3 protein-coding genes and 1 pseudogene are annotated in these 1,793 nt (G+C 58.7%); all 4 read left to right on the forward strand.

The window, feature by feature from the left end; all coding sequences use genetic code 11:
• A pseudogene (locus DXB86_RS10230) lies at positions 1-148 on the forward strand (SIS domain-containing protein); the annotation flags it as partial.
• A 46-nt stretch (positions 149-194) separates the two neighbouring features.
• Complete coding sequence (locus DXB86_RS09775; protein WP_117565057.1) at positions 195-614, forward strand: PTS sugar transporter subunit IIA; 420 nt, start codon at positions 195-197, stop codon at positions 612-614.
• 57 nt (positions 615-671) lie between these two features.
• The gene (locus tag DXB86_RS09780; RefSeq protein ID WP_117565058.1) at positions 672-1,154 is read left to right on the forward strand and encodes a PTS sugar transporter subunit IIB; all 483 of its coding nucleotides are present in this window, start codon (positions 672-674) and stop codon (positions 1,152-1,154) included.
• Between the two features lie 58 nt (positions 1,155-1,212).
• The coding region (locus tag DXB86_RS09785; RefSeq protein WP_147324173.1) for a PTS sugar transporter subunit IIC at positions 1,213-1,793 on the forward strand (581 nt) is incomplete at its 3' end.

The following is a 1,793-nucleotide window of genomic DNA, read 5'->3' on the forward strand; positions in this document are numbered from 1 at the left end:
GATCCCCGGCCTTGACGACGAGTTCCGCGTCATCGTGTCTCCGTGGATTCTGACGGTGCTCGTTACCGACCGCCTGGCTCGCTACTACGAGACGGTCACCAAGCACAACCTCAAGTATCGTCGCTACTATCACCAGTTCGACTACTAAAGAAAACGGGTGCGGGAACGCGCCGGGCTATTGAGAGGAACACAGAATGAGGCAGTACATCATCGCCAGCCATGCGCACTTCGCTACCGGCATCAAGGAGAGTGTCGAGCTGCTCTCGGGCGCTCGCGACAACGTCCACGATCTTTCGATGTTCGTCGATGACCGCATGGACGTGGCCGAGGAGGCCCAAAAACTGCTGGCAGGCATGGCTGCCGACGATGATGTCGTTGTCTGCACCGACCTCTTTGGCGGCAGCGTCAACAACGAGTTCACCAAGATCGTCCAGACGCGTCCCCGCACGTACCTCGTTACCAACATGAACCTTCCTCTGCTTATCCAGCTGCTGTTCTCTGACGAGTCGGCGCCGGTTGAGGAGACGATTCGCGCCATCGTCGCTGCGGACGATACGCGCGTGAAGTTTGTCAACGATCTTTTGGTCGATGACGAAGAGGAAGAAGAGTTCTAATCCGCAGCACCTACTGACACGCCGTAAGACGGCACAAGACCTTTGGGGGGTCACATTATGATTCAGCTACTTCGCGTCGACCATCGCCTGCTTCATGGCCAGGTCGCGGTCTCTTGGGTCCAGGGCCTTGGCTCCAACTGCATTTTCTGCGTGGGCGATAAGGTCGCCAACGACCCGGTGTGGAAGACGACGCTCAAGATGGGCAAGCCTGCCGGCTGCAAGCTCGTCATCAAGGATATGGCGAATGCCATCGAGGCCATTAACTCGGGTGTGACTGACAAATACAAGATGATTATCTGTGTCGCCACCATCGCTGAGGCAAAGCAGCTTGTTGAAGGCTGCCCGCAGATCAAGTCGGTCAACCTGGGCAACACCAAGCCCAAGGACGAGAAGCGCCCCGATGCTCGTCAGGTCTCTCGTCAGATCTTCCTGACTGCAGCCGAGGAGGCCGATGTGCGTGAGATGCTGAACAACGGCGTCGAGGTCGAGATCCGTCCTCTGGCCGATGACCCCAAGGTTGACTGCGCAAGCGTGCTCTAGGCGTTCAATTTCGAAGAGTCTGAGCTCTTCGTAGTGTCCTATTAGGAAAGGGGGATATATGCTTACCCAAGCAATCCTCATCGGACTTATCGCCGCATTTGGTAAGTTCGACTTCCAGCTCGGTACGCTCTATGCGTTCCGCCCCATCGTCCTGTGCCCGCTCGTGGGCCTGGTGCTGGGGGACCTGCAGTCCGGCCTCGCGATCGGCGCCAGCCTGGAGCTTCTGTTCATGGGCTCGATCTCCATCGGCGCCTACGTGCCGCCTGATGAGACGATCGGCGGCGTGCTCGCCTGCGCCTTCGCTATCCAGTTGGGCCAGAGCACCGAGGCAGCCATCGCGCTCGCTATGCCCATCGCCACGCTGTGCCTTGCCATCAAGAACATCCTCAACGCCGCCCTGCCGATTCTGGTTGACCGCGCTGATGTCTTCTCCGGCCAGGGCAACCTTAAGGGTGTCTATGCGATGCACTTCCTGATCGGTTTGACCGGTATCATCATGGCGTTCCTGCTGTGCTCGCTGTCGTTCTATCTGGGTGCTGACGCCATCCAGGGCATGCTCGACTTCATCCCGCCCTTTGTCCTTGCTGGCTTTGGCGTTGCCGCCAACATCCTGCCGGCCATGGGCTTCGCCATGCTCGG

The sequence above is a fragment of the Collinsella sp. OM06-18AC genome, assembly GCF_003438785.1.
Lineage (GTDB): Bacteria > Actinomycetota > Coriobacteriia > Coriobacteriales > Coriobacteriaceae > Collinsella.

What these genes read in the sequence shown, in the direction of transcription:
- DXB86_RS09775 (WP_117565057.1), top strand. Translation starts at nt 195, where the DNA reads ATGAGGCAGTACATCATCGCCAGCCATGCGCACTTCGCTACCGGCATC.
- DXB86_RS09780 (WP_117565058.1), top strand. Translation starts at nt 672, where the DNA reads ATGATTCAGCTACTTCGCGTCGACCATCGCCTGCTTCATGGCCAGGTC.